The 26581-nt window shown below is 56.6% G+C and carries 27 protein-coding genes; 15 read left to right on the top strand and 12 right to left on the bottom strand.

Annotation, left to right across the window (positions count from 1 at the left end; genetic code table 11):
- Window positions 1–105: 105 nt before the first annotated feature.
- From AC2Q8J_RS14855 to AC2Q8J_RS14865, 3 genes are read left to right on the top strand one after another with little or no spacing between them, the layout of a single operon-like run.
- Window positions 106–564: a copper chaperone PCu(A)C gene (locus AC2Q8J_RS14855; protein ID WP_486451659.1), complete on the top strand. Its 459-nt coding sequence runs from the start codon at window positions 106–108 to the stop codon at window positions 562–564.
- Window positions 564–1601 carry a DUF2333 family protein gene (locus AC2Q8J_RS14860; RefSeq protein WP_204996699.1) on the top strand — a complete coding sequence of 346 codons (1038 nt, stop codon included), beginning with the start codon at window positions 564–566 and terminating at the stop codon, window positions 1599–1601. The genes AC2Q8J_RS14855 and AC2Q8J_RS14860 overlap by 1 nt, the downstream gene beginning before the upstream one ends.
- 3 nt (window positions 1602–1604) lie before the next feature.
- Entirely contained in the window at window positions 1605–2198 is a 594-nt protein-coding gene (locus tag AC2Q8J_RS14865; RefSeq protein WP_204996700.1) for a YajG family lipoprotein, read from the top strand.
- Window positions 2199–2242: 44 nt separating this feature from the next.
- Here the strand turns inward: AC2Q8J_RS14865 and AC2Q8J_RS14870 are convergent, their stop codons facing one another.
- Window positions 2243–3244, bottom strand: coding sequence for an adenosine kinase (locus tag AC2Q8J_RS14870; RefSeq protein ID WP_486451660.1), 1002 nt, complete (start codon window positions 3242–3244; stop codon window positions 2243–2245).
- Window positions 3245–3323: 79 nt separating this feature from the next.
- Here AC2Q8J_RS14870 and mrcB point away from each other — a divergent pair, with 79 nt between their 5' ends.
- Window positions 3324–5621 carry a penicillin-binding protein 1B gene (gene mrcB, locus AC2Q8J_RS14875; RefSeq protein ID WP_486451661.1) on the top strand — a complete coding sequence of 766 codons (2298 nt, stop codon included), beginning with the start codon at window positions 3324–3326 and terminating at the stop codon, window positions 5619–5621.
- A 3-nt stretch (window positions 5622–5624) separates the two neighbouring features.
- On the opposite strand, the gene AC2Q8J_RS14880 is transcribed toward mrcB, so the two are convergent.
- Both AC2Q8J_RS14880 and AC2Q8J_RS14885 read right to left on the bottom strand, forming a co-directional pair.
- Window positions 5625–7079 carry an ATP-binding cassette domain-containing protein gene (locus tag AC2Q8J_RS14880; RefSeq protein WP_486451662.1) on the bottom strand — a complete coding sequence of 485 codons (1455 nt, stop codon included), beginning with the start codon at window positions 7077–7079 and terminating at the stop codon, window positions 5625–5627.
- A gap of 63 nt (window positions 7080–7142) precedes the next feature.
- A complete protein-coding gene (locus AC2Q8J_RS14885; RefSeq protein ID WP_286696114.1) occupies window positions 7143–8018 on the bottom strand; it encodes an LOG family protein in 876 nt (291 codons plus the stop codon).
- Between the two features lie 179 nt (window positions 8019–8197).
- Between AC2Q8J_RS14885 and AC2Q8J_RS14890 the strand changes: the two genes are divergently transcribed.
- From AC2Q8J_RS14890 to AC2Q8J_RS14900, 3 genes are read left to right on the top strand one after another with little or no spacing between them, the layout of a single operon-like run.
- Window positions 8198–9769 carry a cation:proton antiporter domain-containing protein gene (locus tag AC2Q8J_RS14890; protein ID WP_486451663.1) on the top strand — a complete coding sequence of 524 codons (1572 nt, stop codon included), beginning with the start codon at window positions 8198–8200 and terminating at the stop codon, window positions 9767–9769.
- A 38-nt stretch (window positions 9770–9807) separates the two neighbouring features.
- Entirely contained in the window at window positions 9808–11121 is a 1314-nt protein-coding gene (locus AC2Q8J_RS14895) for a DUF2157 domain-containing protein (protein WP_486451664.1), read from the top strand.
- Window positions 11111–12058 (top strand): GDYXXLXY domain-containing protein, encoded by a 948-nt coding sequence (locus AC2Q8J_RS14900; protein WP_486451665.1) that lies wholly within the window; start codon window positions 11111–11113, stop codon window positions 12056–12058. Before AC2Q8J_RS14895 ends, AC2Q8J_RS14900 begins: the two co-directional genes overlap by 11 nt.
- A 46-nt stretch (window positions 12059–12104) precedes the next feature.
- Here AC2Q8J_RS14900 and AC2Q8J_RS14905 read toward each other — a convergent pair whose 3' ends face one another.
- Window positions 12105–13322: an acyl-CoA desaturase gene (locus tag AC2Q8J_RS14905; RefSeq protein ID WP_204996708.1), complete on the bottom strand. Its 1218-nt coding sequence runs from the start codon at window positions 13320–13322 to the stop codon at window positions 12105–12107.
- 207 nt (window positions 13323–13529) lie between these two features.
- On the opposite strand from AC2Q8J_RS14905, the gene AC2Q8J_RS14910 reads away from it, so the two are divergent.
- On the top strand, window positions 13530–14537 hold the full coding sequence (locus AC2Q8J_RS14910) for a 2-dehydropantoate 2-reductase (protein WP_486451666.1): 1008 nt from the start codon (window positions 13530–13532) through the stop codon (window positions 14535–14537).
- Window positions 14538–14552: 15 nt separating this feature from the next.
- Here the strand turns inward: AC2Q8J_RS14910 and AC2Q8J_RS14915 are convergent, their stop codons facing one another.
- The 5 genes from AC2Q8J_RS14915 to AC2Q8J_RS14935 form a co-directional block, all read right to left on the bottom strand.
- Window positions 14553–15293, bottom strand: a complete 741-nt coding sequence (locus tag AC2Q8J_RS14915; RefSeq protein WP_486451667.1) for a hypothetical protein — start codon at window positions 15291–15293, stop codon at window positions 14553–14555.
- Window positions 15294–15416: 123 nt separating this feature from the next.
- Entirely contained in the window at window positions 15417–16718 is a 1302-nt protein-coding gene (locus AC2Q8J_RS14920) for a cobyrinic acid a,c-diamide synthase CobB (RefSeq protein ID WP_286837201.1), read from the bottom strand.
- Window positions 16719–16811: 93 nt separating this feature from the next.
- Window positions 16812–17054, bottom strand: a complete 243-nt coding sequence (locus AC2Q8J_RS14925; protein ID WP_027874297.1) for a DUF6868 family protein — start codon at window positions 17052–17054, stop codon at window positions 16812–16814.
- Between the two features lie 15 nt (window positions 17055–17069).
- Complete coding sequence (locus tag AC2Q8J_RS14930) at window positions 17070–17390, bottom strand: Mpo1-like protein (RefSeq protein WP_027874298.1); 321 nt, start codon at window positions 17388–17390, stop codon at window positions 17070–17072.
- Between the two features lie 10 nt (window positions 17391–17400).
- A complete protein-coding gene (locus AC2Q8J_RS14935; protein WP_204996712.1) occupies window positions 17401–18156 on the bottom strand; it encodes a class II aldolase/adducin family protein in 756 nt (251 codons plus the stop codon).
- A 122-nt stretch (window positions 18157–18278) separates the two neighbouring features.
- Between AC2Q8J_RS14935 and AC2Q8J_RS14940 the strand changes: the two genes are divergently transcribed.
- Window positions 18279–18974 carry a Crp/Fnr family transcriptional regulator gene (locus AC2Q8J_RS14940; protein WP_051171211.1) on the top strand — a complete coding sequence of 232 codons (696 nt, stop codon included), beginning with the start codon at window positions 18279–18281 and terminating at the stop codon, window positions 18972–18974.
- Between the two features lie 17 nt (window positions 18975–18991).
- On the opposite strand, the gene AC2Q8J_RS14945 is transcribed toward AC2Q8J_RS14940, so the two are convergent.
- The 3 genes from AC2Q8J_RS14945 to AC2Q8J_RS14955 all read right to left on the bottom strand — a co-directional run bounded on the left by AC2Q8J_RS14945 (window position 18992) and on the right by AC2Q8J_RS14955 (window position 21528).
- Entirely contained in the window at window positions 18992–19711 is a 720-nt protein-coding gene (locus AC2Q8J_RS14945; protein ID WP_204996713.1) for a DUF481 domain-containing protein, read from the bottom strand.
- A 120-nt stretch (window positions 19712–19831) separates the two neighbouring features.
- Complete coding sequence (locus AC2Q8J_RS14950) at window positions 19832–20647, bottom strand: mechanosensitive ion channel family protein (protein WP_424144540.1); 816 nt, start codon at window positions 20645–20647, stop codon at window positions 19832–19834.
- Between the two features lie 110 nt (window positions 20648–20757).
- The gene (locus AC2Q8J_RS14955) at window positions 20758–21528 is read right to left on the bottom strand and encodes a glucose 1-dehydrogenase (RefSeq protein WP_486451668.1); all 771 of its coding nucleotides are present in this window, start codon (window positions 21526–21528) and stop codon (window positions 20758–20760) included.
- Window positions 21529–21715: 187 nt separating this feature from the next.
- On the opposite strand from AC2Q8J_RS14955, the gene AC2Q8J_RS14960 reads away from it, so the two are divergent.
- The 6 genes from AC2Q8J_RS14960 to AC2Q8J_RS14985 all read left to right on the top strand — a co-directional run bounded on the left by AC2Q8J_RS14960 (window position 21716) and on the right by AC2Q8J_RS14985 (window position 26564).
- Complete coding sequence (locus tag AC2Q8J_RS14960) at window positions 21716–22192, top strand: hypothetical protein (protein WP_204996716.1); 477 nt, start codon at window positions 21716–21718, stop codon at window positions 22190–22192.
- A 57-nt stretch (window positions 22193–22249) separates the two neighbouring features.
- Window positions 22250–22516: a DUF4404 family protein gene (locus AC2Q8J_RS14965; protein WP_027874305.1), complete on the top strand. Its 267-nt coding sequence runs from the start codon at window positions 22250–22252 to the stop codon at window positions 22514–22516.
- A 227-nt stretch (window positions 22517–22743) separates the two neighbouring features.
- Window positions 22744–23769: an NAD(P)H-dependent flavin oxidoreductase gene (locus tag AC2Q8J_RS14970; protein WP_486451669.1), complete on the top strand. Its 1026-nt coding sequence runs from the start codon at window positions 22744–22746 to the stop codon at window positions 23767–23769.
- Window positions 23759–24172, top strand: a complete 414-nt coding sequence (locus AC2Q8J_RS14975) for a DUF1330 domain-containing protein (RefSeq protein ID WP_486451670.1) — start codon at window positions 23759–23761, stop codon at window positions 24170–24172. The genes AC2Q8J_RS14970 and AC2Q8J_RS14975 overlap by 11 nt, the downstream gene beginning before the upstream one ends.
- Window positions 24173–24211: 39 nt before the next feature.
- A complete protein-coding gene (locus AC2Q8J_RS14980; RefSeq protein ID WP_286696101.1) occupies window positions 24212–25489 on the top strand; it encodes a spinster family MFS transporter in 1278 nt (425 codons plus the stop codon).
- Between the two features lie 67 nt (window positions 25490–25556).
- Window positions 25557–26564, top strand: coding sequence for an AraC family transcriptional regulator (locus tag AC2Q8J_RS14985; protein ID WP_486451671.1), 1008 nt, complete (start codon window positions 25557–25559; stop codon window positions 26562–26564).
- Window positions 26565–26581 lie beyond the last annotated feature (17 nt).

The raw sequence follows: 26581 nt of genomic DNA on the forward strand, positions 1-26581 counted from the left end.
ATAGGGCGCAATACGCGGCGTTGCCTCTCGGCGTAAGCCTCCGACGGCGCCCATGGTAAGTCAGATCGAGGGTGCTGTCTTGCACCGCGAAACCTGGAGAACGTTATGACCCGCAAATGGCTGCTTTTACTCACCGCAATTTTGCCCCTTAGTGCAGCGGCTGTTGAGCTGCGCGATCCGGTGGTGCGCGGCCTGCCACCGGGGCAAAAAAACACCGCGGCGTTTTTTTCGGTTACCAATCCGTCGTCGCAAACGGTGACGCTACGGGCCGGAACCAGTGACGTTGCCGGCCGCGTGGAAATTCACAGCAACTCGCAGCGCAACGGTATGATGGCGATGCGCAAAGAAGACAGTGTGGCGATTGCGCCGGGGCAAACACTGGACTTTGTGCCCGGTGGTTACCATTTAATGTTGATTAATTTGAAGCAGCCGCTGCGCCATGGCGAGCGGGTACATTTCAGTTTACTGATTGATGGCGATGTCGTGCAGGTGGAAGCGCCGGTGCGCAGCGTACTGAACGAGCCTGCATCGGGGCATCACCATCATCATGGAGGAGCGCACTAATGTTAAAACAGCGTTTAAGCGACGGTTATTTTGCTGCCAAGGAGGCGCTGCAGGACTGGCTTGGCAATCGCAATGTCGCGCGTTTGGCCGGTATTGTCGGCCTCGTTTATGTTCTTTTGGTAACCGGTTTCGGTATGTATTGGAGCCTGACGCCGGATCATCCGCCCCTGCAATACGACCGCGACAATGGCAGTCGCGCGGTGGTTGGCACCGCGACCACCTCTGCGTTGATTGACGTTGCTGAAATATTGCTCGACAAGCCCGGCGGTTTCCTCAGCAACGACATTACTCCCCCGGGCGTGCTGATGGACAATATGCCCGCATGGGAATACGGCGTGTTGATGCAAGTGCGCGATCTGAGTCGAGCCATGCGAGAAAGTTACAGCCGTTCGCAGTCCCAGTCTCAGGAAGACCCCGATCTTGCGAAGGCGGAGCCGCGTTTTAATTTTTCCTCGAACAGTTGGGCGGTACCGGCTTCCGAATCGGAGTACCGCCAGGGCATTCGCTACCTTAAGGCCTACCGCAGCCGCCTCAGTGATGTCGATCAGCCCCAGGCACAATTCTATGCGCGCGCCGATAACCTGCGTTACTGGCTTGCCGTGGTTGAGTCGCGCTTGGGCAGCCTCTCACAGCGACTCAGCGCCAGCGTCGGGCGTCCGCGGGTTAACACCGACCTGGCAAATGATCCCAGCGCGCGCCAGTCTACGCCGTCGGCCTCTGAGCAGCGGGTGAAAACGCCGTGGCTGCAGATCGACAATGTGTTCTTTGAATCGCGGGGCAGTGCATGGGCGCTGATTCATTTTTTGAAAGCGGCCGAACAAGACTTTGCCGATGTGCTGGAAAATAAAAATGCGACCGTCAGCTTGCGACAAATTATTCGTGAGCTGGAGGGAACTCAACAATTGTTGTTCAGCCCAATGGTGTTGAATGGCAGTGGTTTCGGCCTATTGGCGAATCACTCTTTGGTAATGGCGTCGTACATTTCTCGCGCCAACGCCGCCATTATTGATTTACGCGATCTGTTAGCTCAAGGATAAGTCATGGTTCTTTCTCGTGCAGTAGTAAACGCATCGACGGTGCTCGCCGTTTTGGTATTGGCCGCGTGTGCGCAAAGTCCGCAAAAAATTACCGTTGCGCCCAGCTTTGAGCAGGCGCCGGAGCAGCAGCTTGCCCAGGGCCAGCCAGTACATGTACGCGTGAGCGATGGACGCAGCAATAAGGTTCTTGGCAGCCGCGGCGGTGCCTACCGGGAGACGGCGTTGATCACCCTGGAAAACAGCCTGTCGCTGGCTGTGCAGCCGGTGTTAAAGGCGCGAATGAAGGCGCTGGGTTTTGAAGTCGATAGCCTGAGTGCCGACACCGTCGACCTGCATATTGTGTTTGAGTCGCTGGTTTACAACCACCCAGAGCAGGAAGGGGTTGGGCACGACATGGATATGTTGGCGGTGGTAAAGGCCGAGGCAACGCGCAGTGACAGCCGTTACGAGGGGCGTTACCGGGTAAAACGCAAGGAGAAGTTTTTCAATGCTCCCAGCGAGCCACACAATGAAGAACTGGTGAACAGCCTGGTGGTTGATGTGCTGGAAAGCATGCTTGCCGACCCGCAGTTGCAGAGTTTTCTGCTTGGCAAATGATTGCCGGGAAACAATAAAAAAGGCGCCGCGAGGCGCCTTTTTTGTTACTGGCCAAGTACTTCTTGGCGCAGCTCAACATGCTTGGGGCCAGGCAGGCGAGGGCCGTAGTCAGACACCACCTCCGCTGCGGCGCGACTGGCAAGTTTACCGGCCGCTTCAGCGCTGTGGCCGTGGCTGATAGCGTAGAGGAAGGCGCCTGCGAACATATCACCGGCGCCGTTGGTATCTACCGCGTTGACCTTGCAGGGCGCGATGGAGTGCAGCTGCTCGCCATCAAAAACCAATGCACCCTTGGCACCCAGGGTGATGGCAAATTGTTTGGCAACCTGCTTGATTGCGCTGACCGCGTCATCCAGTGATTCGCTACCGGCCCACTGCAAGGCCTCGGCTTCGTTGCAGAAAAGCAGGTCGACGCCGTCGCCGAGCATGTCGCTGAGGCCGTCGCGGAAAAACTCCACCATGCCCGGGTCAGAGAAACTCAGCGCGGTTTTAACGCCGTTTTGTTCTGCAATCTGACGGCCGCGAATTGCCGCCGCGCGCCCTGAGTCAGAGGTAACCAGATAGCCTTCCATGTAGTAGTAGGCAGAGTCGGCAAGGGCGGCTTCGTTGAGCTCTTTGACCGAGAGCTCAGCGCTAATGCCCAAGTGGGTATTCATGCTGCGCTCGGCATCCGGGCTGATCAATACCAGGCATTTTCCGGTAATACCGCCATCGCGCTCAGCGTCGAAACCTGAATCAACGCCGGCGTCGCGTATATCGTTTAGGAAGAAGTCGCCGTGACTGTCGGCGGCGACCTTGCAGGAATAGTAGCCCTTGGCACCAAAGTAGGCAGCGGCAACAACCGAGTTGCAGCCCGAGCCACCGCTGGCCTGGCGAGAGTGAACCAGGTGGCCTTCAAGCTTGTCCAACAATTCCTGTTGGCGGGCCTCATCGACCAGTGTCATCAAGCCTTTTTCAACGCCCATTTCAGTGAGTTCACTGTCTTGGACTTGAATTTCCGTGTCGACCAATGCCGCGCCGATGCCGTAAACGTGATATTTTTTCATCTTATTTGCCAATAACTTGCAGTAAAGTGCGCGCTATTATCCGCGCCCACGTGGGATTTGCAATTCAACGAGAGTTTTCATGCCCAAGAAAAATAACCATCGGCGCCGCTTTCGGCTACCTCGCCCCACCAGCTGGCGAGGGCTGTTTGTCAAACTGGCAATCGCCGGACTGGTTCCGCTGCTTGTCTTCTTTGCCTATTGCGACGCCAAGGTGCGCGGCGCCTTCGACCCTCAGCGCTATGACCAGCCGGCAAAGGTATATGCGCGGCCCTTGGTGTTGGCATCCGGCGCGGTGCTTACCAGTTACGAGCTGGAAGAAGAGCTGCGAAATTTAGGTTACCGCCAGCTGCGCCTGGTGAATGAGCCCGGCAGCTATTTGCGTCAAGGCGACATGTTTACGATTTACCTGCGGCCTTTCGATTTTGCCGATGGTCATCGCAAAGCGAAAAAAATCACCGTGGAAATGGCGGCGACCACGGTACGCGTCGTGCGCAACGCGCTGGGCGAGCGTATTGCTGAAGAACAGCTGGACCCAACGGTTATCGGTGGCGTCTATCCCGGGCGTCACGAAGACCGCCTGATGCTGTCTCTGGACGAGGTGCCGGAGATGTTGGTGGAAACCCTGTTACAGGTGGAAGACCGGCATTTCTATTCCCACTTTGGCTTGTCGCCGCGCAGTATTGCCCGCGCCCTGATTGTGAATATTAAAGCCGGGCGCACAGTGCAGGGCGGCAGCACCCTGACGCAGCAGCTGGTGAAAAACACCCTGCTCACCAATGAGCGAAGCCTGTGGCGTAAATTCAAAGAAGCGGCGATGTCATTGCTCACCGAGCTGCACTACAGCAAGGACCGCATCCTTGAAGCCTACATCAATGAGGTCTATCTCGGGCAAGAGGGCAATCGCGCGATTCATGGTTTTGGCCTCGCGGCCAGGCATTATTTTAACCGCCCTCTGCAAGAGCTGGATCTCGCCCAGGTCTCGATGCTGGTAGGGCTGGTGAAAGGCCCTTCCTATTACGACCCCTGGCGTCATCCGCAGCGCGCCACGTCGCGCCGTAACACCGTATTGGCCGAGCTGGCCGAAGAGGGTTGGCTGAACGCCGAGCAACTCGAGGCGTGGAAAAAAGAACCGCTGAGTCTTTCCAAAAGTTCAGCGCTGGCCGGTGTGTATCCCGCCTATGTCGACTTGGTTCGGCGTCAGCTGAGCCGTGACTATGCGCGTCAGGATTTACAGAAAAATGGCCTGCGGATCTTTACGCCCTTCGACCCGCTGTTGCAGCGCCGCGCTGAAGCGGCGACCGCCAAGGCGCTCTCGCAATTGGCTGAACGCAAGAAAGATCTGCAAGTCGCGATGGTGGTGACCGCTGTTGATAGTGGTGATGTGGTGGCAGTGATCGGCGGCCGACAACCTCGCTATGCCGGGTTTAATCGCGCCCTTGATGCACTGCGACCGATAGGCTCGCTAGCGAAGCCGGCGGTCTACTTAACCGCGTTAAACCAACCTGATAAATACACCTTGTTAACCAAGTTACGCGACGAGCCACTGAGTGTTCCCAATGCCGATGGCACGCTGTGGCGACCGTCGAATTACGGTCGCAAAGCGCACGGTATGGTGCCCTTACACAAGGCCTTGTCGCACTCTTACAATCTGGCAACAGCAAACTTGGGCCTGGACCTTGGCTTGAGTGATGTTATGGATATGTTTCAGCGCCTGGGTGTACACCGGCCACTGCTGGAGGTGCCGTCCATGCTGCTGGGCGCGGCTGAGTTGGCTCCGATTGAGGTGGCCGCGATGTATCAAACCATTGCCGCCGATGGACGCTATACACCGTTGCGTACGATCTACGCCGTATCCGACGCCAAGGGCAAACCGCTGGCGCGCTATCCTCAGCAACCCAAGCAGGTGATCGACGCCGCGCCGGTGCACTTGCTGCAATACGCCATGCTGGAAACGGTGCGAGAGGGAACTGGTAAGTCGGTTTACCGGGTTCTTCCCAAAGACTACCGCGTGGCCGGCAAAACCGGCACGAGTAACGACACGCGCGACAGCTGGTTTGCCGGATTTGCCGGTGACTATCTGGCGGTTGTGTGGATGGGGCTGGATAACAATGCGTCAACCGGCCTGACCGGCGCCAGTGGCGCCCTGCGTGTGTGGCGGCAATTTATGGCCGAGGCCAGCACGGAGCAAATGCCCTTCGCTCAGCGTAGCAATATGGAGTACCTATGGGTGGATGCCGAGTCGGGCCTGCGCACGCAATCGTGGTGCGAGAACGCCCGCTATGTGCCGTTCATCAAAGGCAGTGAGCCACGGAAAAGTGGCGGCTGCGCACCCGACGGCGAGAAGATGTGGAATTGGTTTAAGGGTATCTTTGATTGATATTCAGCGTTCGCGAATAACCGCGGTGTAGCCACCCACCTCGGCGGCTTGCAACATCAAGTGTTGATTGATGCAGGCCGGAATCTCCTCTTCCCGGTGGCTGACAAACAAGATGCGAGTCTGGCTGTGCTCGGCGATGTAATCGACGGCGCCAAGCAGGCGGGCTTTTTGTTCTTCGTCTAAGCCGATGCAGGGTTCGTCCAAAATCAAGATGCGGGGCGATTTAACCATTGCCCGGGCCAAAAGAATCATGCGTTGCTGGCCAAAGGAAAGGCGTTCAAAGCGCTGCTCTGCAAAGTCGCTGAGCTCTAGTGCGGCGAGCCACTCGCGCAAGCATTGCTGCTGCGAGGGGCTGGGCTGGTCGTAAAGACCGACAGAGTCGAAGAAGCCGGAAGCGATAACATCGCTGGCCGTTACCCGTTTGAGGGAGTTCAATTGCATGCTGGTATTGAGCAGGCCAAATTGCGCCTTAATATCCCACAGGCTTTCGCCGCTGCCGCGGGTCTTGCCAAACAGGCGAATGTTCTGGCCATAGGCCTTGTCGTTTTCACCGCAGAGCAACCCGAGCAGGGTCGACTTTCCCGCGCCGTTGGGGCCGCTTATCCAGCAGTGGTGGTGGGGCATAAAGCGCCAGTTGATGTCGCTTAGCACCGGCGTACCGCGAAAATTCACATCGACATGTTGCAGCTCGAAAAGCGCTTCATCTTCGGGCCAGGGCGCAACCTCTGCCAGTGGCAGCGCGCGGCTGAAATGTTGGCGCGGTGCAAACCTGCGTCTCGCCTCAGCGGGTGAGCAGTGGCCGGTAATGCTGCCCTGAGACATGATCTGCACCTCGTCGATGCCGTCGGGAATGTCTGTGGCACTTTTGGTGAGCAGCAGTACCGGGGTCGGTGAGGCGACCAGCTCGTCAAGTAACTGGCGAATATCCGCCTGCGCCTGAGCGTCCAGCCCTTCTAGCGGGTTGTCGATAATCAGCGCGGCGGGCTTTGCCAGCAAGGCGCGGGCAAGTAAGGTTTTTCTGCTCTCGCCGGTGGAAATAAAACGTATTCCCCGGTCGAGGATGTGCTCGATGCGCAGGCGTTGGCACAGCTGATCAAAGTTCTCGTCGGCAACCCCGCCCTGCAAAATGGCGTCGCGCACGCGGGTGCCAACATCAAAGGCATCTGCGCGGGTTTCACTATCGTCAAAGCGGCGGTCGTGCTCCATCAGCTGGCGGTGTTGGTCGAAGGAGATATGTGCAATATCCCCTGGCCCTATATGCTCGCCGTAGCTGCATTGGCCGCGGTTGGGGCGCAGCGTATCGGTAATAAGCTGCGCGAGGGTGGTTTTGCCACAGCCATTGCTGCCGAGAATGGCGAGGTGTTTTCCCTTGGGCCAGCACCAGTTGAAGTCATCCAGAATGGGCTCGAGTTGGTGAGCAAAGCGGACGTTGTTGAGGGAAACGAGGTTGTCAGACATGAGCAGCAAGCGACTTTCAGACTACAGACAGCGACTATACCATAGTCGCTGTCCGGCAAGGCGCTAGCAGCTCGGGCATTTTCCGGGGCTGAGGTCGTAAAAATCAATAATGGTTTGCCAGGCTTGGTCGGCGTTGTCGACAACGCTGATCATATTGACGTCGTCGGGGCTGATCACCCCCTCGTCGCGGAGAAACTCCAGGTTAATCGCATGCTGCCAAAACTCGTGTCCCACCAGAATAATGGGTACATCTCTGGACTTGCCGGTTTGTATTAACGTCAGCGCTTCGAACAGCTCGTCGAGGGTGCCGAAGCCGCCGGGGAATACTACCACGGCTTTGGCGCGCATCATAAAGTGCATTTTGCGTATGCCGAAGTAGTGGAAGCGGAAACAAAACTCGGGGCTGATGTAGGCGTTGGGATGCTGTTCGTGGGGAAGGACGATATTCAGCCCTAGCGATCGACCGCCAGCGTCACTGGCGCCGCGATTACTGGCTTCCATAATGCCGGGGCCGCCACCGGTGACGATATGCAGCTGTTCCGCGCTCGGGCAATTCAGCGAATGTTCGGTCACCAGTTTGGCAAAGCGCTGCGCCTGTTCGTAATAGCGGCTGTTGCGTTGGTTGCGCTTGGCGGCGCGAATGGCTGCGGGGTCGCCACTGGCTTCGGCGGCGGCAAGGTTTTGCTTGGCGTCTTCGGGTGAAGGGAAGCGCGCACTGCCAAATACCGCAATGGTGGATTCGATGCCGTGTTGGCGCAGAATCATTTCCGGTTTTTGCAGTTCGAGATGAAAGCGCACGCCGCGCAGCTCTTCACTGAGTAGAAAATCCTGGTCGGTGAACGCGAGCTTATAGGCCGGCGGGTGGTCCGTTTCGCTGTGATCAAGCTCTTCCCGTGCTGAAGGAAAATTGGCATCGTGCAGGCGGTGTTTGTCGGACATATTGCGCTTCCTGTCGTCCTCGTGAGGCGAAATTGCCACACTTTCATATTGAGTATACGTCAGCCGACATAGAATGGACGGTAGGAGCGGAGTGATTTACCACGGTATGATAGTGTCTTGCGACGTATCGCTGCCGCGCACGGGTCGCACCACCGAGTTGTAAACAATGGAACGATGGAATGATTGAGCCCCTACTACTGGCGCTGGCATTTTTGGCTGGTTTGGTTTTTCGCCGGATGGATATGCCGCCGTTGCTGGGCTTTCTGGTTGCGGGCTTTCTCGCCGGGGCATTGGAGCTGGGAGACCCGGATGTCGTAAAGCTGATGGCCGATATCGGGGTGGTGCTGCTGCTGTTCACCATTGGCCTGAAACTGAAATTACGCGAACTATTGGCCCCGCAAATATGGGCGAGCGCCAGTTTGCACGCTCTGCTAGTGGTTCCGTTAACCACCGTGGTGCTGCTCAGCCTGCATTACTTGCTGCCCCATTATTCAGCACTGCCGAGTCAAACGGCATGGATTCTTGCTTTCGCGCTGTCGTTTTCGAGCACGGTCTTTGCAGTAAAGATTTTTGAACAGCGCGGTGAGGGCGCGGCCCTGCATGCGCAGATCGCAGTGGGCATCCTGATCGTTCAGGATCTGATGGCCGTGGCGTTCCTGTTATTTTCTGCCGACCATCCGCCCAGTATTTGGGCGCTTGCGCTGCTGGCATTGCCGCTGTTGCGCCGGCCTCTGCTGAGTTTGTTGAACTGGGCGGGGCACGGTGAGCTGCTGGTGCTCTACGGTTTGTCGATGGCACTGGCAGGGGCGTGGTTGTTTGAGACGCTGCATTTAAAGGCCGGTTTGGGCGCGCTGCTGTTTGGCATACTGCTGGCGAATAGCGACAAGAGTGTTGAGCTGTATAAGAGCCTGGTAAGTCTTAAAGACATTTTCCTCACGGCGTTTTTCCTCAGCATCGGCTATTACGGGCTACCGTCTTGGGACATGGCACTGATCGCGATGCTGCTGGCGGCGCTGGTGATGATCCGCCCATTTCTTTATTTCGGCTTGCTGTTGTTGTTTCGGCTTAGAGCCCGCACGGGCTTGTTGGCCGGCCTGTCGCTGAGTAGCTATAGCGAGTTTGGCCTGATTGTTGCTGCATTAGCGGTACAGGAGAATATGCTGGAGCCGCAGTGGTTGACGATTTTGGCAATGGCGATGGCGCTGTCTCTCTTTATTGCCTCGTCGTTAAACCGTCGCGCCGGTGACCTATACAGCCGCTTTGGCGAATTGTTGCAACGTTATGAGCGCCGCTGCTTGTTGCCGTCTGAGCGTCCGGCTGACTTGGGCGACGCCGATATATTGATTCTAGGCATGGGACGCATCGGCAGCGGCGCCTACGATTATCTGGGACGCCACTATCCGGGGCGGATCGTGGGTGTGGAAGAAAGTGCCGACAAAGCCCAGCAAATGCGTGGTGAGGGCCTGCGCTGTGTCGCGGGAGATGCCAGCGATCGCGACTTTCTGGAGCGATCAGCATTGGCGCGCCGCCAGGTAATTTTAGTGTGTTTGAGCAACCACAGTGAAAATGTTCAGGTTGTGAAAATGCTGCAAAGCCTTGGCTATACCGGGAAAATTGCGGCGATTTCTCGCTTCCCGGATCAGCAGCGGGAGCTGCAAGCGATGGGCTGCATTAGCTTCAATTTGTATGCCGAGGCGGGTTATGGCTTTGCCGAGCGGGTATTGGAAGAGTTAGAGATTGCCACGCGCTAACACGCGGCGGTGAGTGAGCAGGGAGCGAATTTCAACGGATGGACAGTCACAAACCTTGGTTGCGTGCTGAAATTGCGCAGTGGTTGCGCGATGGCCTCATCGACGACCAACAGGCAGCGCAGCTATACGCTCGCTATCCGCTGGCGCCTCAGCAGGCGCCGCGGGCGTGGGGTAAGCTGATCTTTGCAGCAATTGGCGCGGTGGTGTTTGGCTTGGGCGTTATTTTGCTGTTCGCCTATAACTGGGAGGCCATGCATCGCTATACCAAACTGTCTGCGGTTGCCGGCGGCTTTGCCATCAGTCATCTGCTGGCATGGTGGTGGCGCCAAGACCCTCGTTTGGCAGAGGTGTTTCACTTGTTGGGCACCATGCTGTTTGGCGGCGCATTGTGGCTGATCGCTCAGATTTACCACGTCGACGTAAACTACCCTGAGGGCTTTATGCTGTGGTCTGCTGCCGCGGTGGCAATGGCTTGGGTATTGCCCTCTACGGCGCACGGAATACTTGCTTGCCTATTGATTTGTGGCTGGACAGCGATGCAAGTGTTTGCCTTTGAGCGGCCACACCTGCCGGGCACGGCAGCTCTGTTGCTGGGGCTGTTGCCGCTGGCTTGGCGGCAGCGCTCTACACTGTTGTTGCGTGCGGTGTTGGTTTTGCTACCCGTTAGTCTGTTGTTCAATAGTTGGATTTTCGACAGCGATATCGTCCTGTTACACGCGGTATTCATTGCCGCGATCTACTTATGGGCAGAGCGTTTGGCGCCGGTACTTCAATGGCGAGAGAGCGTTCCCGCGCTGCATCAGGCAGGCCTGTTGTTGTGGTGGGCTTGCCTGTTACTGCTGAGCATTCAAGACGTCAGCTGGGCCTTTTCTGTCGGCCATCGCAGCGGCGATGCGCTGTTGGGGCTCGCCCCGGCGCAGTTGATCAGCGCCAGCATGCTACTGGTGATTGTGGTCTTTGCGGGGCTTTGCTTTGGCCGTTCGTCGCTGCGCCCGCGCAGCGGGCCACAATGGCTTGAGTTGGCGTGCCTGGCGTTGCCGCTGCTGGTGCTGTGCGCGAGCTATAGTGTTTACCCAATGCCGGTGGCGGTGCAGTTCTCGGCCAATATCGCCTTGCTGGCATATGCCCTATTGTTTATCTATCGCGGCAGCGAATACCTGATGAAAGGCAGTCTGTCGGCAGGTGGCGCGTTGTTAACGCTATTACTGCTGCTGCGTTTCAACGACCTGTTTCACAGCTTGCTCGCCAGGGCTTCGCTCTTCTTACTGCTCGGCACCCTGCTTATTTTGGCTGGGCTACGATTCTCCCGCCAGCAAGAGCGTCAGAAGTTGGGGGTGAGCCATGCGCGCTAGTTGGTTAGGCATTGCGATTCTCGCGCAATTCGCGCTGTTGGCGTGGCAGACCTATGGCTGGGAAAACCTTTTGCAAAACGGCAAGGGTGTCTTTCTTCGCAGCATGCCGGTCGACCCGCGCGACCCGATGCGCGGCGATTATCTGCGCTTGAATTACGCCGCGAATAATGTACCCAGTCATCTGTATCGCGGGCCTGCGCCCTTGTCTAGCCTGAAGCGCGGCGACAGTGTTTACACGGCCTTGGAATCGGTGGGCGGCGTGGTGGCGGTAACATCGGTAAATAGCGCGCCGCCGTCGTCAGGCCTGTTCATCAAGGGACATCTGACGTGGTCGCCGCAGGGTGAAAGACTCGGTATAGCCTATGGCCTGGGGCAGCTTTATCGTCAGCAAGGCCGCGCTCTGGAAATGGAGCTAATGCAAGGCGGCGAGGAGGGTGTGCCTCGCAGTCTTGATATTGAGCTAGCCGTCGACGACCGCGGCCGAGCACTGATTCGCGGGTATCGCTGGGCCGACTTGGGCATGGCCGTTACGGTGGTTAATGGCGATACGCCAGTGCTAGAGGTACGTATTCGCAACTACGCAGACGACACCGCGTATATCTCAAGTGACGCTCAGCACTGTGCTTTTGATATTGTGTTTAGCGACCCCCAGCCGCAGTCATTAGCGTTTGCCCCCTCACCTTGCGACGCCTTGGAAGCGTCGCCGCGACAGGCAATTGCGGCTGGACAAGAGGCTCTGCTTCGCATTGATTTGTCGGCTGAGCGCTGGACCGTGTTGGGGAATGACGGAGTGGCACGGCCGCTCTGGCACCAGAGGCCGCTGCCGAGTCTGCGCCTGGTATACCAAGCGCGGCATAGCGATGCTGACGTCGGGCAGGCGCAGCTTTGGTCGCAGCCGTTTAACTTGCCGCGCTCATCTGGCTCCGGGCAGGAATAAAAAAAGCGCCCTAAGGCGCTTTTTTACATCAACAGTACTGAGGCGATTATGCCATCTGTGTGTTGAGCATTTGCAGGCGCTTGCGCTGCATTTTCAATGTGTATTCCAACTCTTTAAATCGGCTGCGCAATGTTGCGTGCTCCCAGGCCTCCGCCAGATTGTGCTGAAGCTGTTCCTTGTGCTCAGTGAGGTTTTGCTGCAGCGCTGATTTTTGCGCGGCAAGTGAGGCGCGCTTGGCATCCATCCACTGCTGGCTAACGGTATTCCAATCGGCCAGTGTCTTGCGGAATTGCTGATACTCCTGCTCGAGAAATTCGCGCAGGTGGGGGGCATCGGCAGTGCGGTTAAGCAGGGCCTGCTCGGTGCGCTTGAACTGCATAGTCAGCACGGCGCGCTGAATTTTAAAGTCGGGTACTTTTCTCAGGTCCCAGGTCAGGCCCACCCACGACGCCGACTTGATCAGCCACTTTGTGGGGTCGTACTGCCACCAGCGAATGCCATTGCGGTAATCGTTTTGAAAAATGTGGTGGTAGTTGTGGTAGCCCTCGCCGTAGGTAAAGAGCGCCAGCAGGTCATTGTCGCGGGCGGTGTTTTCATCGGTGTAGGGGCGTCGGCCCCAGTAGTGGGCCAGGGAGTTGATGAAGAAGGTAGTGTGATGGCTAACCACCAAACGCAGTACGCCGGCCAGCAGGATGTGCTCGAGCATATTGCCTGTGATAACGCCCAGCGCCAGTGCTGGCAGGAAGTTCATAATGATCACCAGCGCCAGATAGTTACGATGCTGCCACATGACAATTTTGTCGCGCTGCAAATCGCGGGCATTGGAAAAATCTTCTGCGCTGGCGGGGTAGTCGCGCAGCATCCAGCCGATATGCGAGAACCACAGGCCGCGCTTGGCCGAGTAGGGGTCGTGCTCTACATCGTCAACATGGCGGTGGTGGCGGCGGTGGCCGCTCGCCCAAATAAGAATGCTGTTTTGTGTGGCGGCAGCGCCAAATAGTGCGAAGAACAGCTTCAGGCTCCAGTGGGCTTTGTAAGCGTTGTGCGCCCACAGACGGTGATAGCCAGCGGTAATAGACATGCCGTTCGCGCCCAATACCAATACAAAGCCGATCCAGCCCGCTGCCGTGAAGCCGTGAGTCAGGCCGTACCAGGGCACGCCGATCGCAGCGATCAGGAATGTCACGCTGAATAAAATGGTTTGCAGCCAGAGCAGGGGCGGTTTGCTATCGTTCTGCTGTGTCTGGGAGATTTCTTCAGGCATGCGGTCACCGTTAAACGAAAGTAAAGACAAAATGGCACGGGCGTTTTTTTCAGCGGATCAGTGTACCCAATGCCAGGAAGCAATGACAGTTACAAACAGATGACATTGGGTCATTCTAGGCTATAGTCTGGCGAGAGCCTGGTTGAGTGCCAATACGGGCTTTACTCAATGAATACTGTGGATAATGCAGGCGCGAAGGGAGAGGTTGTGACAGTTACAGTCGGGATTGTTGGAGCGGGCAGTATCGGTTGTTACGTCGGTGGTGCGCTGCAGATGGGCGGCGCAGAGGTTCACCTGTTAGCGCGCCCGCGCATGGTGGATGAGCTGAAGGAGCACGGATTAACGATTAGCGACTTCAGAGGCCAGCATCATCACTGCCCCCCACAGAGCTTGCATGTGCATACCGATGTGGCGGCGATGGCGGGATTGGACTGTTTGATTGTGACGGTGAAGTCGGCGGATACCGATACCGTGGCCGCGCAGCTGGCACCCCACGTGGGCGCCGATACGGTGGTGATTAGCCTGCAAAATGGCATCGATAATGCGCCGCGCTTGTCAGCTGCTCTGCCCCAGTGCTGCGTATTGCCCGGCATGATCGCGTTTAATGTGCTGCAGCGCGGGCAGGGAGTCTTTCACGCGGGAACCGATGGCGCAATTATGGTTGAGCGCAGCGCGCGTATTGGCCATATCGATACGCTGTTTGCCGCCAGTGCCACCCCCTTTGAGTGGCATAGCGATATGCGCTCGGTGCAGTGGTCAAAGCTGTTGCTGAACCTCAATAACCCGATTAATGCGCTGTCGGGCTTGCCACTAAAAGAAGAGTTGTCTCAGCGGCATTACCGGCGCTGTTTGGCGCGCTTGCAGCGCGAGGCGCTGGCCGCAATTCGCCAGGCAGATATTCCTCTGCAACGCCTGACGGCGGTGCCGCCGCGCTGGCTGCCACGCGTTTTGGATACCCCCGATTGGATGTTTACCAAAATTGCCCAGCCGATGCTGGCGATGGACCCGCTGGCTCGCTCGTCGATGTGGGAAGATTTGGAGCGCGGGCGGCGCACAGAAATTGATTGGCTCAACGGTGAGGTTGTGAGGCTGGCGGCGCAGCAGGGCACGCAGGCGTCGGCCAATAGCCGGGTACTCGACTTGGTAAGAAAAGCAGAGCAGGGGGGGCGCCGAGACTACAGTGGTGAGGAATTGTGGGCTTTACTCAGCGATTAAGTTGTCGGCCCACCACTACTGCGCGCTGATTCGAGTTGGTTCGACCGGTGACGTTACGCGGCGTTGACCGCCAGGGTAGCTCACTACCATGCGTCCACTCATAATGCGGTAGGTAAACTGCTCTCGCCATTCGCCGCGGTCATCGGCAAATAGAATCTTGCCATTTTCCGCCTTCCAGCGGTGACTGTCGGCATGGCTGCAAGGGTCTTGGTAGCTGGAGGCGCGTCGGCTATCTATCATTCTCGTCGCCTCACAGGCGGTGCCGTCGGCGCGAAAGTGAATGCTCCACTGCTCCCCCATATAGGGGTTGTCGATGCTGCCGCCGAGCTTCGTGTCACTGCTCCAGGTACCAATAAGCGCGTCGTCCACGGCGGCCAGCTGGTCATTGGCCGACAGGGTATAGCGCTCGCCGTCCAGTGTGAGTGCCACACTGTCCTGGCCGATGCGGGTTAGGCTGAAGGGTTTTTCTTCTGCCATCGCGCTGGCGCGCAGCGGTTTATAGCTGCCGGTAATGACCGTGCCGTTTACGCTGCCCAGCAGGATATAGCGGTTTAGCGCATCGCCCATCTGCAGCTTGGCGCTGATCATCGACGGGAAACTACGCCCCGAATCGATGTGGAGCATCCAGGTTTGTCCGTCGACGTCTGAACTATAGCGCTCCCGAAAGCCCTCCGTGCTCGCCGACGCACACAGCGGCAAGAGCAACAGGCTCAGCAGTCCAAGGTGAGTTAGCACCGTGGGAATTGTCCGTTTCATTTGTCCCCCTAATAATTATTAAACGTCGGGGCAATTCGCATGGCACACTTTATAGCATTTGCGCCACAAAGCCGAGCCCCATTTTGGGGCGGCCATGTGTTGTGCGACCAGAGTGGTGTGCGGTCAGAGCTCGGGCTTACCGGATAACCAGTCACAAATTTTTTGTGGCTCGGAGGAAAAATACCAGTGTACAAAACTGGCGATAGTGCGTTTTTCACGCAAGATCAATTCGCCTTTGCGACCGTCTGAGTAGGCGCTGCGCGGCAGCTCGTCGGCATTGCTGGGCTCGTCGACAATACTGGCGTAATGAAAGCTGTGGCCGCGCAAACGGGTGCCGGGCAGAGACTGATAGCCTAAACCAGCCAACCGTTCATTCACCTTGGCGCGCAGTGGAAATATCCCGCACAGTGGCGCGCAGCGCTCGTCGTGGCTGAGACTCTCGAGCAAATAGAGCATGCCGCCGCACTCGGCCATACAGGGTTTGTCAGCCTCAATGTGCTGGCGAATGGCACTGATCATTGCGTGGTTGTTGGCTAGGGTCTCCAAGTGTAGCTCGGGGTAGCCGCCGGGCAGGTAGAGGGCGTCGCAGTCGGGTAACTGGGTATCTGAGAGGGGCGAAAAATAGTGAACCGTGGCGCCCTCGCGCTGCAAAAAATCCATGTTGGCGTGGTAGATAAAGCTAAATACCGCGTCTTTGGCCACCGCGATGCGCATACCTTGCAGTCGCGGGCCCTCGTGCTGAACCTCCGGTTGAGTCAGGCTGTCTTCTTCAATGCGCAGTTTTCCCCAGGGCAGCGATTGTGCGATCTCCGTCAACTGCTCCGCCATTGCTGCGGCGGCATGTTGAGCAGCGCTGCGATCTTCCGCGCCGATGCCCAGATGGCGCTCGTGGACGGCCAGCGCTTTGTCGCGTTTGATACTGCCGAGCATCGTCAGCGGCGGGCGTACGCTTTCTGCCAGAAGTGAGGCGTGGCGGTCGCTGCCTACTTTGTTGGCGATTACCGCCGCAACGTTTACATCAGGATCGTAATTTGCCAGACCATACATCAGGGCGCCAAAGGTCTGCGCCATGGCGCTGGCATCGGCGACGATACACACCGGAATTCGGTAATCCCGCGCCAAGCGTGCGACGCTGTGTTCACCATCAAACAGCCCCATTACGCCTTCGATAATTATGTCGTCCACTTCATTTTGAGCGCGGCAAAGTTCTGCGGCAATCTCTCTTTCGCCGAGCATCCAGTAGTCCAGCTGGCGCACTTCAAGTCCGGTGGCGGCCTCGATAAATTGCGGGTCCAGGTAGTCTGGCCCCATTTTATAGACGCGGATACGCCGGTTACCGCCGCCAAGTGCTTTGGCTAGCCCTGCGGTGACAAGGGTTTTCCCGTGGCCGCTGCCCGGGGATGCAAGGATAATAATTCTGCTCATTGCGTGTTACTCAACGTTCAGCGCACCAGGCGCTGGAAAATTTAACGCCGCACTGTAGCAGAAATGTGTGAAGGAATGTCGAGTGTGGAAGCGCTAACGCATTAGCATAAGGGCGAGCCAGGGGCTTAGATTAAAAAAGATATAGAACACTTTAAATAGCATTAACCCCTGTGCGTACAGCAGTTGCAAGCGCGCAGCAGGGATGTTCAATACGCGACTTTGCAGGCGCAAAATCGCGGTGGGACATTGCAGTGCCACGGCACTGCTAATCAGTAGTAGGCCGCCATTTATCAAGCAACAGTAGTAGAGGATGGCTTCTAACTGAAGTAGCGTCATGGCGGCCTCCCTTGCTTAAAGCGCCAGCTTGCCGGTTAACAGGTCTTTTGCCATGACCCAGTCGCCAATAAAGCTATACAGCGGGTGCTGAAAGGTGGCCGGTTTGTTTTTTTCAAAGAAGAAATGCCCCACCCAGGCAAAGCCGTAGCCGACAACAGGCAGCAGCCACAGCAAGGCATATTGCGCGGTGCTCACGCTAAATGCCAGCAGTGCCAGTACTAACAGGCTGCCGATCAAGTGCAGGCGTCGGCAAGTGCGATTCTCATGCTCCGCCAAGTAGTAGGGATAGAACTCTGCAAAGCTGCTGAAATGGCGTTTTTCACTGGTGTTTTCCATGCGGTCCTCCTCAGGCGTCATAGCCGGGGTTTTGGCGATTCAAGCGGCGCAGCAATCCCGGCCAAGCCAGGTCGCCGAACAGGCCTTTGGTAACGATGCGCGCGGCTTCTTTAACGCCATCGACAATCTCTGGCTGCACCGGCGTTAGCTCGCGGCTGCCAGCCAGGGCGCGTACCTGGATCATACAAGTTGCTTCGAAGATGTACATGGCTAAAAACGCATCGGCGGGTGTCATGCCCACGGTGAGTAGCCCGTGATTGCGCAGCATTAAAAAGGTGTTGTCGGAGAGGTCCGCGACAAGGCGCGGCTTTTCTTCTTCGTTTAAGGCGATACCCTCGTAGTCGTGGTAGCCCAATGATGCCAGTACCAGGGTTGCTTGCTGGGAAATGGGCAGCACACCTTCAGCTTGGGCAGAGACGGCGACGCCGTTGATGGAGTGGGTATGCATCACGCAGTGGGCGTCGTCGCGGGCGGCGTGAACGGCGCTGTGAATGGTGAAGCCAGCGGGATTGACGGGATAGGGCGACTCCATGACTTTCTCGCCATTCTGGTCGACTTTCACCAACGAGGACGCGGTGACCTCCTCGAACATCATGCCGTAGGGGTTGATCAAAAAGTGGTTGTCGGCACCCGGCACGCGGGCGGAAATATGGGTGAAAACCAGATCGTCCCAACCGAATAATGCGACCAGACGGTAGGCGGCGGCAAGGTCGACACGCAATTGCCACTCTTCGGCGGACACCTGTGATTTAATCTCTGCTGTCATGGTTGAGCTCCTGTTTACTATTATGATTCAGTCTCAGTTTGCCCGACGAGGTGGCATGGCAACTGTCACGAAATTGACAATTGGCCAATTATTCTCATTAGCTTGAGTGTAGTGGAGGAAGGGTGGTCGACAAGCGCGATATTCTGCGGGGTAACCCGATAATGGTCGGCTTGCCTGCGGAGTTGGTGGAAATCCTGCTGTCGCAGTGCAAGATCCGGCGGCTGAAGGATGGCGAGTTTCTGTACGAGCAGGGCGAAGCCGGCGAGGCGATGTACGGCGTTCTGGAAGGGCGAATCCGCCTGAGTAATAGCAGCCCCGATGGCCGAGAATTGCTGGTGATGTTGGCGGAGCGCGGCGATTGGATTGGCGAAGTATCGTTATTTGATGGCGAGCCGCGCAGCCAGGATGCCTATGCCCTGGGCGATACGCAGGTGCTGGTGGTAGCCAGGCATCAGCTCGATACGCTGCTGGACGCCCAGCCGAGGTTGTACCGTTATTTTCTTCTAATGTTGTGCCGAAAATTGCGCCTTGCTCTGTCCTATGTCGAGTCTGCGGCGCTGTACTCTCTGTCGTCCCGGTTGGCGCAGCGACTGTTGGACCTGCAGCAGTACTACGGCAGCGAGGAGGGGGACGATATCAATATGCACCTGCCTCAGGAAGACTTAGCGAAAATGCTGGCGGTGTCTCGTCAGGCGGTGAGCCGAGAATTGAAGCGCCTGGAAAAAGCCGGATTGATTGCCCTGTCTTACGGTAAGCTGCGAGTGCTTGATCGCGAGGGCCTGCGCGCTGAGGCGCAGGCGGAGAGCGCGGGGCAATAATTGCCCCGCAGAGGTTTTTAGAAGCTGTAGACCAGGGTCACTGCCGTTTGCTTGTCCATGTGCACGTTGCTGTTGGGCACGACTTCGTTGTATTCCATGGTGTAGCTGATTTTTAAACCGAAGCCGCCGATAATCTTGGTCTTCAACGCGGTAACGGATTTGCTCACCGTGTTTTTGTCGCCGCTTTCTACTGACAGGCTTTGCTCGAATGTCGCGGTTTCGGACACTTTGGCTTTCAGGTCGGTAGACAGGCGCAAGATGGCTTCTTCCGTTTTACCGTCGCCCTCGGCACTGCCGGTGTCGAATTCGCTAATACGGAAACCCGGGCCGACTTCAGCGTCCCAGACCACGCGGTCATTTTTCAACAGACGGCGACCGTAGCCACCGGCGACAGTGGCTTGATACACGTAGCCGCTAAAGCGATCTTTGTCGACCGACACGTAACCAAAGCTGTAATTGAAGTCACTGATATCGTAAGACAGGCGGTCGGAGATAAAGTACTGCTCTTCCGAACGTACACCTTCTACTTCGCTGTTTTGGGCGTTGGCTTTTACCACATTGGTCCACAGGCCGCTTTTGCGGCTGGCTGTGCCTTTGGCCAGCAGGCTGGTTTCGTTGCTGTTGCCATCGGTTTGATAGTAACCAAACTCAACATCCCCCTCCCATGTTGGCGTTTCATCTGCCTGGGCAGCATTTGCGCAGAGAAGGCTCAATACTATGCTTACGGGAACTCTCATCGATTTTCCTTGTGTCTACCGTGCGGGAATTTAGCGTGTGCATGGTAATCAGACCTGCGTTCAGGTCAACTAAAAAGGGCAGCTAATGCTGCCCTTTCTCTGGTATTCCTACCGTTTGCCTCAGTCTTCCTTGTGAAAGTGAACATCCATTTGCGGGTAGGGAATACCGATACCGGCTTCGTCGAAAGCGAGTTTAATTTTTTCGGTGAGGTCCCAGTATGTTGGCCAGTAGTCCTCGGTTTTTACCCAAGGGCGACAGATCAGGTCAACGGAAGACGCCCCAAGGGCAGCAACCGCGATGCGCGGAGCGGGGTCTTTCAGTATGCGCTCATCGGCGTTGACCAGTCGTTCGAGCGTTTCCTTAGCGAGCTTAATGTCGGCGTCATAGGAAATACCTACCAGCAGATCGACACGGCGACGGGGCTTCACACTGTAGTTGGTGATTGCACCGGACATGACCTGAGAGTTGGGGATTACGATGCGCTTAAAATCACCGGTCACCAAAATCGTCGAAAACAAGCTTATGTCTTCCACAGTGCCAGAGCAGCCACCGGCGTCTACCCAGTCGCCCACCCGGCAGGGGCGGAAAGCGATTAATAACACCCCCGCGGCAAAGTTTGCCAGCGAGCCCTGCAGGGCTAAGCCAACGGCCAAGCCGGCGGCACCCAGAGCGGCGATCACCGATGCGGTTTGTATGCCAGCGTGCGCCAGAGCGGGAATCAGGGCGACAGCAAAGATGATAAAAAATACTAATTTGCTGATGAAGGCATTCAAGGTTGGGTCGAAATTGCGCTTCTCTAATCCGGATCGTGTGAAGCCAGAGAACAGTTTCGCCATCCAGTAGCCGACCAATACAATCGCCAGCGCGCCCGCCGCGCGAATGCCCATATCGATTGCCTCGGGGCCGTACTGTTCCAATAATGCTTGTGGATCCATGAAAACCTCGTTGTGAATAGAATTAAACGCTGATTATAGACACGATGTGCTCCCCGCCATCAAGTGGGGGAAGCCCCTACGTATTCTAGTGAATATTGGATCAGTGGCTGCTAAAAAGGCCAGGTGGTCGATTCCGCGCCACCGTCAACTTCAATGATCTTTCCTGTTACCCAGCGTGCCGCTGGCGACGCCAGGTAAACGGCAGCGGCAGCAATATCCCGAGGCTCGCCCAGGCACTGCATTGGCGTCAGCGCCGACATTTTTTCGCGGGTATTCTCGTCGAGAAATTGTTTCAGCGCGTCGGTCATTATGGTGCCGGGGGAAATGCCGTTTACCCTGATTTTCGGCGCGAAATCGGCAGCCAATAAGCGCGTGAGTTGCGTCAATGCCGCTTTTGCTGTGCCGTAGCTGCTAAAGCCCTTTTGGGCGTAGCGTGCCGAAGCCGACGTGATATTGATGATATTGCCGCGGCTTGTTTCAAGCGCGGGCTGGGCGAGCCGGCAGAGGTTAAATGCACTGGTGACGTTGAAGTCGAAATCACGATTAAAGGTTTTGGCGTCGGTTTTCAGCGGGTCGTTCGGCCAGGCGCCGCCGGCATTGTTCACAACGATATCCAGGCGGCCAAATTCATTAACGGCGGTGTTTACAAGCGCTTGTAATTGCTCTTCCTGCGCAACATCGCATACCTCAGCAAGGGCGTTGCCGCCAGCGGCTTTGCAGCTTGCCACGGTCTTTTCCAAATCCTCCAGTGTGCGCGCAGCGCAAATAACGGTCGCCCCGGCCTGTGCAAAGTGTTCGGCAATGCCGCGGCCAATACCCCGGCCTGCGCCAGTCACAATGGCCACTTGTCCTGAAAGAGAAAATAGTGCGTCGAGAGACATCTGAAGTTCCTATTATTGTTGGCCTTAGCGGCGAAATTTATGCACAGCATTACTGTTCTTCGGTTGATGGGCAATGCGCTGGAAAAACGCGGCAGGCCGCGGTTTGTATTTTTGGACTTGAATTTACAAATGATAATCATTATCGTTTGTGGGTATTGCCAGATTTGCTTTAGTCCAGGAGATAATGATGAGCATACGATTTCTATGTGAGAGCCACCGCCAGCAGTTGCAGCGCAGCGAGGCGGTGGCCAGCCAGCGTTGGGAAGAGTGGATGGAAGCCGGCAGAGAGGCCTACGCGCAGCGAGACTGGGTACCGGCGCTGCGGTATTTGGGGTGCTGTTTTGAGCTGAGTGAATTGATGTTGTCGGGCGAGCGCGAGTTGGCGCTTGAGGACGTCGATCGGCATATGCTGTCGGGCCATTACCTGTCGGAGTGTTTTGCTCGCTGTGGCGATCCCTCGCTGCAGCAACACTGTTTACTTGCGGTCCATCATCGTCTGCTGCAAGCCTTGCGCAACGGTTTAGGGCGGCGTCTACCGCTGTACAAAAATGTTGAGATCTCTCTACAAATGCTTGAACGCTTTTACCGTGAAGGGGGGCGTATGGATGAGCTGGCTCACTGTCAGCGGGAGAGTCGTCGGCTACTGCGCAGCTGTTACCACTAGCTAGGCGTGACGTTCGGCTCTTGCTATGCTGTAAGCCTGAAATACAGGAGTACGGTCATGGACCCAAAACATGTTCACGAGCAGCTTAACCGCCTGCAAAGTGAGATTGATGATTTACCGGTAGAGAGCGGCGAACGGGCTAAATTGCACGCGCTGGTTGAAGATATCGACCGCGAGCTGGGCAGCGGCCCTGAGTTAGTGCTGGAAGACACTGGCTTGCAAGAGCGCCTTGATGAAATGGTGTCGAGCTTTGAGGTTGACCACCCAACGATCTCAGGCTTACTAAAAGATATTATGGTTAAGCTCGCCAGCATTGGCGTGTAAGCGTTTTGCTTAAATTCGGGGTGTGCCAGCTCGCCTGGCAATGCCCCGCTGTTACTTCTTTATTGTGATTAATTAAACGTTATTTGCCCCTGTCACTAGCTCTTCGTCACTATCTCGTCGTCATTGCCTTGCTCCTTGAATTTTCCGGCTTCGTTCCCGCTGGTATTCCTGCGCCCGCTGCGCTAGCTTGATCGATTCTGCTAAAAGCAATAACAAACGAGGTTGATATGTCCCTGCCTGATTCTTTGGCATCCCGCCTGCGCTTGCCCGTTGTGGCGGCGCCGATGTTTCTCGCTTCGGGCCCCGAGCTGGTGATCGAAACCTGTAAGGCCGGGGTTGTGGGCTCATTCCCGGCGCTGAACCAACGCAGCAGCGAAGGCTTCGAGGCTTGGCTTAAAGAAATTCAGTCAGCTCTTGCCGATTTCGAGCGCAGCTCGGGGCGCGAGGCGGCGCCCTTTGCAGTGAATCTAATTGTGCACGGCAGTAATCCGCGGCTGGAGGCTGATTTGGCGCTTTGCGTGAAGTACCAGGTGCCGATTGTCATTACGTCACTGGGGGCCGCCGCGCAAGTGATTGACGCGGTTCACAGCTATGGTGGTCTAGTGTTTCACGATGTGATTAACGCTCGTCATGCTCGAAAAGCGGCGGCAGCTGGTGTCGACGGCTTGATCGCCGTTGCGGCAGGAGCCGGCGGCCACGCGGGCAGTACGAGTCCGTTTGCGCTGGTGGCTGAAATCCGCCAGTTCTTCGATAAAACGCTATTGCTTGCGGGCGCTATGTCGTCGGGCTCGGATATCGCGGCGGCTCAGATGATGGGCGCGGATCTCGCTTATATGGGCACCCGTTTTATTTGCACACAGGAGTGTCAGGTCGACAGTGATTACAAGCAAATGGTGATGGACTGCCGTGCAGAAGATATTGTGTATACGCCGAATATTTCCGGTGTGAACGCGAACTTTATGCGCCCCAGTATCGTCGCAGCCGGGCTGGACCCCGATAACCTGGCCTTCAAAAAAGACATCGACTTCGGGGCTGAGTTGACGGTGGATGGCGACCAGCAGCGTGCAGAAAAAGCCAGCGGAGCGTGGAAGGCCATTTGGTCCGCCGGGCAAGGGGCGGGCAGCATTGATAATTGCCCCGGTGTTGCCCAGCTTGTAGATCGCTTAGCCGAGGAATACCTGCAGGCGCAGCAGCGCGGCAACCAAGCTTTCCAGATATTTGAGACGCAGTGGGGACAGGCCAATGTCAGATAATCGTTACAGTATTGATCCTCGGGCGGCTGAATTAGGTGAGCTGCTGGCGCGAATCCCCAGTGACGAGCCGATTGTTATGCTTAATTTACTGCGTTTTCACGATCGCGCGCAGTATGCCGATGGCAACCGAGGACTTACCGGCCGAGAGGCTTATCAACGCTACAGCGAATTAGTGGTGCCATTTCTCAGCGCCGTTGACGGACAAGCCCAGTGGTTGGCGGCGGCCCATGCGCCGCTCATTGCGCCACCCGGTGAGGACTGGCACAAGGTAATGCTAGTGCGTTATCCCAGCATTGAGCACTTTGTAACGATGCTGCGCAATCCGGACTATCAGGCAATCACCGAGCACCGCACAGCCGCGCTTATGGATTCGCGTCTTATTGCCTGTACAGAAGACAAATAAATACTCATACCAGCCTCAAAAAATAATAAGGATGGCGGCATGAACTCTCAGCACTATCGCAGCGATGGGCGCGCCTATTACGCCCTATTTATTTTAACCATTGTTTATAGCTTCAACTTTATTGATCGCCAGCTGCTGGCGATTTTGCAGGAGTCGATCAAGGCTGAATTACTGCTGAGTGATACCCAGCTGGGGCTGTTAACGGGCTTTGCCTTTGCGCTGTTCTATGTCACCGCAGGCATTCCTATTGCCCGCTGGGCCGATGCGGGAAACCGCAGAAACATTGTCGCCCTGGCGGTGTTTATCTGGAGCTTTATGACGGCCATCAGTGGCTTAGTCCAGAATTACCTGCAGTTGTTACTGGCGCGAATTGGTGTTGGCGTCGGCGAAGCCGGTGGCAGTCCGCCATCGCATTCGATGATTTCGGATATGTTCCCGGCCGAGCGCCGCGCTTCGGCGCTGGGTTTCTATTCCACGGGCGTCAGCATTGGCATCCTGTTCGGTTTTTTAATGGGCGGCTGGCTGAATGAATTTTTTGGCTGGCGGGTAGCATTTTTCGTCGTGGGCGTGCCGGGTGTTCTGCTGGCACTGGTGGTGCGCTACACCCTGCGCGAACCGCGTCGCGGTTTGTCTGAGAATCGCGATGACAACCCCGAACCCGTTGCCGTTAAAGAAGTGGTGGCGCTGCTGTGGTCGCGGCGCAGTTTTCGGCATATGGCCTGGGCGGGTGCCTTGAGCGCCTTTGCCGGTTATTCGGTCGCCAATTGGTCGGCATCTTTCATTATTCGCAGTTACGGCATGAGCACCGGGGAGCTGGGTACGTGGCTGGCGCTCATTATTGGTATTGGTGGTGCGGTCGGGGTTTTCGGTGGCGGTTTGCTGGCCGATAAACTCGCCGCTAAAGACACGCGTTGGTACGTGTTGTTGCCGGCGTTGGCCGGTGTGATTTCACTGCCTTTTGCCGCCGGGGTTTACTTGGTCGACAATGTCTATGCCTCGCTGTTGTTAATGATTATTCCCGCCATACAGTCCAATGTGTTTTTAGGAAATACGCTCGCGGTTAGCCATTCACTTGTAGGCTTGCGTATGCGGGCGATGGCCTCGGCCATCCTGTTTTTTATCTTCAATTTGGTGGGCTTGGGTGCAGGGCCCTGGTCTGTCGGGCTGCTCAGTGACCTATTGGCACCGCAATTTGGCGATGAGTCGCTGCGCTATGCCATGCTGGCACTGGTGCCATTAATGGTGAGTTTATCGGCGCTGCACTTTTATCTGAGCAGCCGCCACCTGAAGCGCGACCTCGCAGCTGCCCCGCCGTGAGTCTGGCTGGTACCGTCATCGTCGGCATTCACGTACACTTTGCGAGCATGTATTTGAAGACGTGGCGATGAATACGATCGACCCCAATTGGACCGTTAACAGCACCAGTATTCGCAGTATTGCCCAGGCGATTGCCGCACTGGGTGGCGAAAGTGAAGCGCTGCTGAGATCGGTCGGTATCCTGCCGGAAGCCCTCAGTGACGCCGAGGCTCGACACCCTGTGTCGGCGATGCATCGCTTGTATGAGCTTGCCGCTCAGCACTGCGGCGAAGATATTGGCCTCTACACCGGCCGTGTGGACTATATCAGCCGTCTGAATATGCAGCTCTACACCTGTGGCGTGTGCGAAACCTTCCGCGACTACTTGAACCTGATGCCCAGCGTGCTGCATTTTGCCGGTGATATCGGCGAGGTTCGCATTCGCCGCGAAGATGAACGCCTGCGTTTGGATTGGTTGCCCCTGTGGGAGGCATCGGCTCGCTGGCGGTATCAAAGTGACTGTTTGCTGACCACCTCTGCAGCTATTGTGCGCTCGCTGTGTGTGCGGCCAATTCCTGTGTTGCGCGCCCACTTTAGTTACCCAAAGCCCGCTAATACCGACTTGCTGGAAAGCATTTTTGGCTGCGACCTGCATTTTTCCCAGCCGCGTAGTTCTCTGTATTTCGATGCGGCGAGCCTCGACTATCGCCTTGTTCAGTTGGACTCGGAATGGAGTATGTCGATCCGGCAATCTACCCAGCATTTATTCGGCGAAGGTGAGCCTGATCCGGTATTGCGCTCGCTGCGCAACACCTTGATAAAAATGCTGCCAGCGGGTGGGGTGACTATCGATAAAACAGCCGCCGCGCAGAATATATCCCGGCGCACTTTGCAGCGGCGACTGGCCGACAGCGGGACCCAGTTTGGTCAAGTGCTGCAAGAGCTGCGCAGTGAATTGGCGTTGCAGTATCTCAGTGATGAGCGCTTGAGTATTACCGACATCGCGCTGCTGCTGGGCTATGCCGACCACGGCAGTTTTTCCAGCGCCTTCAAAGCGTGGTTCGGCAAGTCGCCGCGAGAACATCGCCGTAAATAACGCCTTCTGGCACCAAA

The sequence above is a fragment of the Spongiibacter sp. C9W genome (assembly GCF_057370015.1).